Genomic DNA, 8,570 nt, shown 5'->3' with positions numbered 1-8,570 from the left:
GCGATCGCCCTTTATGCGGTCGCCACCCGAAGCTGAGGGGGCCGACATGGGGGCTTGGTTCAGGCTGGCGGCACTGATCGCCGCGCCGTTGCTGCTGGCGGGTTGCCTGCTCACGCCGGGCAAATTCACGTCGAAGCTGACGATGAAGGCGACGCCTCTGACCCGCGACGCACCGGCGGTGTGAGGTAGTGCGAAGATCGCTCGTCCCGAGCGTAGTCGAGGGGCGCTGGGGTCGACGCCCCTCGACTACGCTGCGCTCCGCTCGGGACGAGCGAATTTGGCTTCAATCCTCCTGAGCGATCGTGACCCGCAGCCCGTCCAGATCCTGCGTGAACGGGATCTGGCACCCCAGCCGCGAGCTCCCGTCCCGGTGGTCGCTCGATTCGAGCAGGTCGTTCTCGTCCTCGCTCATCTTCGGCAGGCGCGGCAGCCACTCCTCGTCGACATGGACGTGGCAGGTCGCGCAGCTGCAGCAGCCGCCGCACAGCGCCAGCAGCTCGTCGAAGCCGTTCTCGCGGATCACTTCCATCACCGACAGGCCGACATCGCCGTCGACCGCCCGTTCGCTCCCGTCCCGTGTGACCACGACGAGCTTCGGCATTTGCGTTCCCTTTCCGTTCAGCCTAGCAGAGGCTTTGGATCGCCGCCTAACGGGCGGGAGCGTGAAGGGTCAAGGATGGGTCTTTCGGCCGAACAATTGAAGGCGTCGCTGGACGCGCTGGCGGCGATCGAGCCGGTCTTCGCCGAAGCGATCGCCCGCGCCGGCTATCCGGAGCCGCGCATCCGCGACCGCGGCTACGAAACGCTGCTGCGCACGATCGTCGGCCAGCAGGTCAGCGTCGCGGCGGCGAATTCGATGTGGACCAAGCTGGAGGCCGCGCTCGGCAATACCTCCGACCCGCAAAAGCTGCTCGACGCGTCGGACGAGCAATTGCGCGCGGCCGGCCTGTCGCGGCAGAAAAGCGGCTATGCCCGCAGCCTCGCCGGGCTGGTCGCGTCGGGCGAGTTGAACCTGGAGCATCTGCCCGAGGACGACGAGGAAGCGATCGCCGCGCTGACACAGATCAAGGGCATCGGCCGCTGGTCGGCGGAAATCTACCTGCTGTTCGCCGAAGGCCGCCCCGACATCTGGCCCGCCGGCGACCAGGCGGTCATGCGCGAGGTCGGCACCCTGCTCGGCCTCCCCGAACGCCCCGACGAAAAACAGACCCGCGAACTCGCCGAAAAATGGCGGCCCCACCGCGGCGCGGCCGCGATCTTCGCCTGGCACCACTACAAGATGGTAGCGATTTGAGGCGTGACGAATGTCTGGGTTGGGTGGGTAGCGGTCCTACCCGATTGAACCGGATAGCTAGGTATCCGGACGTTGCGGTGAGCGATGGAGAGGCTAGACTGAAGCCACGTTGAGGGGGAGCAGCATGCGATCAATCGCAAAAATCATAGCAACCGCTGCCTTTGTGTTATCGCCAGGCTGCGGGAATGCTCAAGATACAGCTTTGATCCCGTCACTTGAACGGCTTGCGAAGACGAATAACGCCGAAGCGATCTATCACTTGGGCATGGCCTACCAAACTGGATCAGGTGTTGCGGAAGATCACGCGAAGGCACTCGATGCCTTTCGAAGAGCCGCAGCTTTGGGTGACCCGTTGGCATCTTATAAATTGGGCTGCTATTATGACGGACAAGGCGCGGGACTGGTTTCGCCTGATACCCAGCTGGCCCTCCAGTATAAGCTGGTCGCCGCGAATGCCGGATATGCCCTCGCCCAACAAGATGTTGGTGTCCTCTATGCGCGAAGTGGAGATGTACGAACCGGTCTCACTTGGCTTGAGAAATCTGCGGCTCAAGGTTGGTCCGGCGGCCTGATGGCGCTCGCCTCAGTCTACAATGGCGCGGCGGGGATCAACCCAGACCCCGCGAAAACAGCAGCTTACTTTCGGCTCTTTCTCGCTCGCGCAGAACCTAATCCAAAGCAGACCGAGTGGCTCCGCCATTTTGAGGAGCAGCTATCACCCGGCGATAAGAAGCGGGCTGACGATATCGTTCAAAGCTATCACCCCGCGCCAACTCAGCTAACCCTCAAAGGACTATCCGGGCAACGCGCCGCGCAACTTTTGGTCCAAACAACCTCTCGCGACTGACGGCTTTCAAGGAGACGCTTAGCGGCTTCGAATGATCCCGATGTATTAAACGCGGACGTAGAAATGGCTCGATCTGGCGCGCGGCCGACGATGGTTACACGCAGGGTTGAGCGTGCGGGCGAACGGCCTAAAGCCTTGCTGCCATGACTGAAGCTCCCGAAGTGCCGCTGATCGAGCGGGCGAAGCTGTTCGGCAATCCCGTCAAGGCGCAGGGCAAGATCAGTCCGGACGGGCGCTGGCTGTCCTGGCTGGCGCCGCGCGACGGCGTGATGAACCTGTGGCTCGCCCCCGCTTCCGACTCCGCCGACGCGCGGCCGATGACGGCGGAGAAGGCGCGGCCGATCTCGCAGTATCTCTGGGCGGCCGACAGCCGCGCGCTGCTTTATGTGCAGGACAAGGAAGGCGACGAGAATTTCCTGCTCTACCGCGTCGATGTGGAGAGCGGCGCCGATGCCTGCCTGACGCCGTTCGAGAATACGCGCGTGGTGATCGTCGGCACCTCGGTAACGAAGCAGGACCGCCTGCTCATCGGCCTCAACAACCGCGACCCGCAATGGCACGACGTGCACGAGCTCAACCTTGCGACCGGCGAGCTGACCGAAATCATGCGCGGCGACGGCTTCGCCGGCTTCCTCGCCGACGACTCGCTGACGCTCCGCATCGCCGTCCGCCCGAACGCCGAAGGCGGCATGGACTTCTTTCGCGTGGAGGCGAACGAGGTCTCCGCCGAGCCCTTCGCGGCGACCACGCTCGAAGACGCGATGACCACCCAGCCGGCCGGCTTCACCACCGACGGCGCGACGCTCTACTGGATCGACAGCCGCGGCCGGAACACCGCCGCCCTGATCGCGGAAGACACGAACACCGGCACGCGCACGGTGCTTGCCGAAGACGATCGCGCCGATATCGGCCATGTCCTCGCGCACCCGACGACGGGCGAAGTCGAGGCCTATGCGGTCAACTATCTGACCCAGGAGTGGATCGCGCTGGATGCCGGCATCGGCGCGACGCTTGACCGGCTGAAGGCGCTGCTGAAAGGCGATGTCGAGATCAGCTCGCGCACCCGCGACGACCGCAAATGGACGGTCGCGGTCGATCCGGTGACCGGACCGCCGGCCGTCTATCTCTTCGATCGGGATAGCGGCGAGCTCGACCTGCTCTACGTGTCGCGGCCGGAGCTGGAGCACGCGCCGTTGGTGCCGATGCACGCGGTCGAGATCCCGGCACGCGACGGGCTGACGCTCGTCTCGTACCTGTCGCTGCCCTATATGGCCGATGTGAAGCGGAGCGGCATTCCCGATGCGCCGCTGCCGATGGTGCTGCTGGTGCATGGCGGGCCCTGGGCGCGCGACCGCCACGGCTACAATCCCTATCACCAATGGCTCGCCAATCGCGGCTATGCGGTGCTGTCGGTCAATTTCCGCGGCTCGACCGGGTTCGGCAAGGCGTTCATCTCGGCCGGCGACCTGGAATGGGGCGCGAAGATGCACGACGACCTGATCGACGCCGTCCGATGGGCGGTCGATCGCGGTGTCGCGCAGGCCGACCGGATCGCGATCATGGGCGGCTCCTATGGCGGCTATGCGACGCTGGCGGGCCTGACCTTCACGCCGGAGACGTTCGCCTGCGGAGTCGACATCGTCGGCCCGTCGAATCTGGAAACCTTGCTCCAGACGATCCCGCCTTACTGGAAGCCGGTCGTTGAGCAGTTCCACCGGCGCATGGGCAATCCCGGGACGGCGGAAGGGCTGGCGCTGCTCCGCGACCGCTCGCCGCTGCACAAGGCGGACCGGATCGTGCGGCCGCTGCTGATCGGCCAGGGCGCCAACGATCCGCGCGTCAAACGGGCCGAATCGGACCAGATCGCCGCTGCGATGACGAAGCGGGATATCCCCGTCACCTATGTGCTGTTCCCGGACGAAGGCCATGGTTTTGCCCGGCCGGAGAACAACATAGCGTTCAACGCGATCGCCGAGGAATTCCTCGCCGCCAATCTGGGCGGCCGGTGCGAACCGGCGGGCGAAACGGTCGCGGCATCCACCGCGCAATTCCTCAGCCGGTCGCAGTAACCGTGAATATGATGGTAACGGCGATCCGCTGCCGCTAACGACAGGCGGGCCAGCAAGGGTGGTTACATGAAGATTGCGATGATCGGATCGGGCTATGTCGGGCTCGTGTCCGGGGCCTGTTTCTCCGATTTCGGCCATGATGTCGTCTGCGTCGACAAGGATGCGTCCAAGATCGAGGCGTTGAAGGCCGGCCGCATGCCGATCTTCGAGCCGGGGCTCGACCAGCTGGTCGCGAGCAACGTCAAGGCCGGACGGCTGTCGTTCACGACCGATCTCAACGCCGGAGTCGCCGGCGCCGACGCGGTGTTCATCGCGGTCGGCACGCCCTCGCGGCGCGGCGACGGCCATGCCGATCTGTCCTATGTGTTCGCCGCCGCCAGGGAGATCGCGCAGGCGGCCGACAAGCCCTGCGTGGTCGTCACCAAATCGACCGTGCCGGTCGGCACCGGCGACAAGGTCGAAGCGATCCTGAAGGACACCCGTCCGAACTTCGCCTGGGCCGTGGTCTCCAACCCCGAATTCCTGCGCGAGGGTGCGGCGATCGGCGACTTCAAGCGGCCGGACCGGATCGTGGTCGGCACCGAGGGCGAGTACGCACAGGATGTGATGCGTGAAGTCTATCGCCCGCTCTACCTGAACGCCGCGCCGATCCTGTTCACCGGCCGGCGGACTGCCGAGCTGATAAAATATGCGGCGAATGCGTTCCTTGCGACCAAGATCAGCTTCATCAACGAGCTGGCGGACCTGGCCGAGCAGGTCGGCGCCGACGTGAAGGACGTGTCGCGCGGCATCGGCCTCGACAACCGGATCGGCTCCAAGTTCCTCCACGCAGGGCCGGGCTATGGCGGCTCCTGCTTCCCCAAGGACACGCTGGCGCTGCTGAAGACGGCCGAGGAATATGGCACGCCCTTGCGGATCGTCCATGCGACGGTCGAGGCGAACGACCTCCGCAAGGAAGCGATGGGACACAAGGTCGTGCAGGCGCTGGGTGGCTCCGCAAAGGGCAAGCGCGTCGGCCTGCTGGGGTTGACCTTCAAGCCCAACACTGACGACATGCGCGACGCCCCCGCGCTCGATATCGTCCGCGTGCTGCGCGAAGCGGGTGCGGAGATTGCGGCCTATGATCCGGAAGGCATGGAGCAGGCCCGGGCGATGCTCGGCGAGCTCGACTATCGGCAGAACCCCTATGACGTCGCTGCCGGAGCCGACGCGCTGGTGCTGGTGACCGAATGGGACGCGTTCCGCGCCCTCGATCTGAAGCGGCTGGCCGCATCGATGCGGCACCCGGTGCTGGTCGATCTGCGCAACGTCTACAATCCTGCCGAATCGGAGAAGGCCGGGCTGACCTATTACGGCGTCGGCCGCGGCGTCGCCGGAGCGGAAAGCCCGCTCGAGCAGAAGGTCGCTTGATCCGGCAGGGCGGTGGGGGCCGCCGATGAGCGTCAGCCGTAACGTCACCTACAACCTGATCGGGTCGGTGCTGCCGGTGCTGCTCGCGCTGGTGACGGTCCCGATCTACCTCAATCTGGTCGGCTCCGACCGCTATGGCGTGCTCGCGATCGCGTGGCTGCTGCTCGGCTATTTCGGGCTGTTCGACCTGGGACTGGGCCGCGCCACCACCTACAGCGTGGCCGCGCTCAAGGATGCCGATCCGCAGGACCGGGCCGACGTGTTCTGGACCGCGATCACGACCAACGTGGCAATGGGGGTGATCGGCGGGCTGGTGCTGTGGGCGGCCGCCGATTTCTTCTTCGATCAGGTCTTCAAGGTCGACCCGGCGCTGCGGCCGGAAATCCTTGAGAGCGTGCCGCTGCTGGCGCTGGCGGTGCCGATCGCGACGCTGACCGGGGTATTGAGCGGCGCCCTGACCGGGCGCGAGCGCTTCCTTGAGGTCAACACCGTCTCCGTGCTGTCGACCAGCCTGTTCCAGATCTTCCCGATTGTCGTCGCCCTTCTGTGGGGCCCGAATCTCAGCCAGCTGCTGGGGGCGGCGATCGCCGCACGGTTGATCGCGATCAGCGTGCTCTGGTGGCGCTGCCATGTCTCGATCACGGCGGGGCAGAAGCACCGCTTCGTCCGCAGCCAGGCGCGCGAGCTGCTCGGCTATGGCGGCTGGGTGACGGTCACGGGCCTGTTCGGGCCGATCCTCGTCATCCTCGACCGGTTCGCGATCGGCGCGGTGCTCGGCGCGACCGCCGTCACCATCTACACGCTGCCGTTCCAGCTTGCCCAGCGGATCACGATATTCCCGCAGGCGCTTGTCACCGCCATCTTTCCGCGCCTGCCGACCGCCAGCGCCGAGGAACGGATCGAGCTGGGCGAGAAAGCGGTGCGCGTTCTGCTCGCCACGATCAGCCTGCCGATCCTGGGCATGATCTATGTGCTGCACCCGTTCCTCGACCTGTGGGTCGGAACCAAGATCGGACCGCAGGCCGCCGATGTCGGCACGCTGATCGTGCTCGGTTACTGGGCGAATGCGTTCGCGACCGTGCCCTATAGCTGGATGCAGGGCACCGGCCGGCCCGACCTTGTGACCAAGGTGCTGCTGATCCAGATCCCGCCCTATCTGGCGCTGCTCTATTTCGGCATGAAGGAGTTCGGGCTGATGGGCTGCGCGGCGGTGTTCGCGATCCGCTGCTCGGTCGATTTCCTGATGATGTGGTGGGCAGCGCGCAGGCGGCTCCATCCGGTGCCGCTGATCGCCACGATGGCGGCGCCGCTGCTTGCCGGCGTGATCCTGTCGGACGTGCTCAGCTATTGGGACCCGTTATGGTGGCTGAGCGGGCTGGTGCTCGCGGGGATCGTCGGCCTGATGTGCTGGCGGATCGCGCCGCAAGAGCTGATCGACCGGGCCCGCGCGCTGCTGCAGGCCAGCTTCGGCCGGCTGGCGCGCCGGGCCAACTAAAGGCCGAAGCGAACACCCAGCCAGAGCGTGCGGGGGGTCGCGCGTTCGATTTCTCCGTCGGCGGAGATGCCCGCCTCGACGCGCGTGTCGGTCAGGTTTTCGGCTCGTGCCTCGATCGCGAGCCTGTCGCCCAGCGGAACCGCAATGCGCGCGTCCAGCGTCAGCGCATCGTCGAGCCGGCGGCTGTTCTGGTCGTCCTCGAACTGGCTGGCGACGTAGCGCAGCGTCGCGGACGCCTTCAGTGCGCGACCCGCCCAGGCCAGCGTGCCCGAGGCGCTGTGACGCGGCGTCTGCGCCGGCCGTAGCCCGTCCAGCGGGGCGGCGATCCCCGAGGCGCGCACGCGTGCATCCGTCAGCGCATAGGAAGCATCGATCCGCCACGCACCGAACGCAGCCGCGCCGTCGAGCTCCACGCCGCGCGAGCGGATCGCGTCGAGATTCTGGCGCATGCGGTAGGAACCGGCAGCGGACACGAATCCGACGCCGGGGAAAGTGCCCGGTCCGCGCGCGACAGTGACGTTGGCGATCGCGTCGTCCAGCCGATTGTCGAACAGCGTCGCGCCGAGACGGACCGCCGGCGCGGGTCGGAATTCGACCCCCACTTCCGCGCCCTGCAGCCGTTCCGGCGACAGGCCGGCGTTCGCCGCCGTCGCGTCGGCGCCGACGCGGAACGGGCGGTAGAGCTCGTTGAGGGTCGGCAGCAGCCAGCCGGCATAGGCGGCGGCGCGAAGCGTCAGGGCATCGCTGGCGCGCCAGGCGACACCTGCACGGCCGGTCGGCTCCCATCCGCTTCGGTCCGGGAAGCGGCTGTCGGTCAGCGGCGCGGCCGTGGCGAGCGTGCGTTCATTGAGGAAACCGTTGCGGATCGACCAGCGGTCGATCCGGCCGCCGGCGCTCAGCGTCACGTCGCCCAAGGTCCAGGACAGATCGGCAAAGGCGCCGACGGTGCTGCTGATGCCGCCCGCAAGCCGCCCGCGCGTCGGTGCCCCGTTCACGAAAGTGAACAGCTCCTCGGTGCGCCCGCTGGTCCGCCGCCAGTCGCCGCCGGCGCGCAGGTCGAGATCGGGCCCGAGTGGCGGCGCAATCTCGACGCGCGCGCCAAGCCCGGTCGCCGGCGTGTTGTACTGGTCGAGCACCTGGTTCGCCGTGCTGCGGTCGTCGCTGACGGATGCGAACTGGCTCTGGAAGGCGCGGGTCTGCAGATAGGCGAGGGCGGAAAAACCCCACTCGCCGCGGCCCACCAGCCTCAGGCTGGCATCGGCGCCGTCGCTGCCGTTGCGCGTGAAGGGGGTGCCGCGCTCCCGGCGATCGGTATAGGCAAGGACGTTGGCCTGCAGCTCGGTCGTCGCGCCGACCGGAACGACACCGCGCGCGGCGACGCTCGCCTGCTCGTACGGCGCGGGCCGATCGGCGAGCCCGCGTTGTCCGGCGACGATCGGCACGAATCCGTCGCCG

General features: G+C 66.8%; 7 protein-coding genes and 1 pseudogene. 6 read left to right on the top strand and 2 right to left on the bottom strand.

Annotated features, from left to right (window positions below; translation table 11 throughout):
- Positions 1–184 (top strand): annotated as a pseudogene (locus VFT73_RS02305) (hypothetical protein); the annotation flags it as partial.
- A 99-nt stretch (positions 185–283) separates the two neighbouring features.
- Here the strand turns inward: VFT73_RS02305 and VFT73_RS02300 are convergent.
- Positions 284–601: a 2Fe-2S iron-sulfur cluster-binding protein gene (locus VFT73_RS02300; RefSeq protein WP_326408527.1), complete on the bottom strand. Its 318-nt coding sequence runs from the start codon at positions 599–601 to the stop codon at positions 284–286.
- 75 nt (positions 602–676) lie between these two features.
- On the opposite strand from VFT73_RS02300, the gene VFT73_RS02295 reads away from it, so the two are divergent.
- From VFT73_RS02295 to VFT73_RS02275, 5 genes are all read left to right on the top strand, one after another.
- A complete protein-coding gene (locus VFT73_RS02295) occupies positions 677–1,294 on the top strand; it encodes a DNA-3-methyladenine glycosylase 2 family protein (protein ID WP_326408526.1) in 618 nt (205 codons plus the stop codon).
- A 124-nt stretch (positions 1,295–1,418) separates the two neighbouring features.
- Positions 1,419–2,141, top strand: a complete 723-nt coding sequence (locus VFT73_RS02290; protein WP_326408525.1) for a tetratricopeptide repeat protein — start codon at positions 1,419–1,421, stop codon at positions 2,139–2,141.
- 143 nt (positions 2,142–2,284) lie between these two features.
- On the top strand, positions 2,285–4,210 hold the full coding sequence (locus VFT73_RS02285; protein ID WP_326408524.1) for a S9 family peptidase: 1,926 nt from the start codon (positions 2,285–2,287) through the stop codon (positions 4,208–4,210).
- A 66-nt stretch (positions 4,211–4,276) separates the two neighbouring features.
- Positions 4,277–5,620 (top strand): UDP-glucose/GDP-mannose dehydrogenase family protein, encoded by a 1,344-nt coding sequence (locus VFT73_RS02280; RefSeq protein WP_326408522.1) that lies wholly within the window; start codon positions 4,277–4,279, stop codon positions 5,618–5,620.
- Between the two features lie 25 nt (positions 5,621–5,645).
- Positions 5,646–7,115, top strand: coding sequence for a flippase (locus tag VFT73_RS02275; protein ID WP_326408521.1), 1,470 nt, complete (start codon positions 5,646–5,648; stop codon positions 7,113–7,115).
- On the opposite strand, the gene VFT73_RS02270 is transcribed toward VFT73_RS02275, so the two are convergent.
- Positions 7,112–8,570, bottom strand: a 1,459-nt coding sequence (locus tag VFT73_RS02270) for a TonB-dependent receptor (protein WP_326408520.1), incomplete at its 5' end; no start/stop codon positions are given. The genes VFT73_RS02275 and VFT73_RS02270 overlap by 4 nt on opposite strands.

The organism is Sphingomonas sp., from assembly GCF_035758555.1.
Classification (GTDB): domain Bacteria; phylum Pseudomonadota; class Alphaproteobacteria; order Sphingomonadales; family Sphingomonadaceae; genus Sphingomonas_B.
This window is presented reverse-complemented; position numbering and strand designations above follow the sequence as displayed.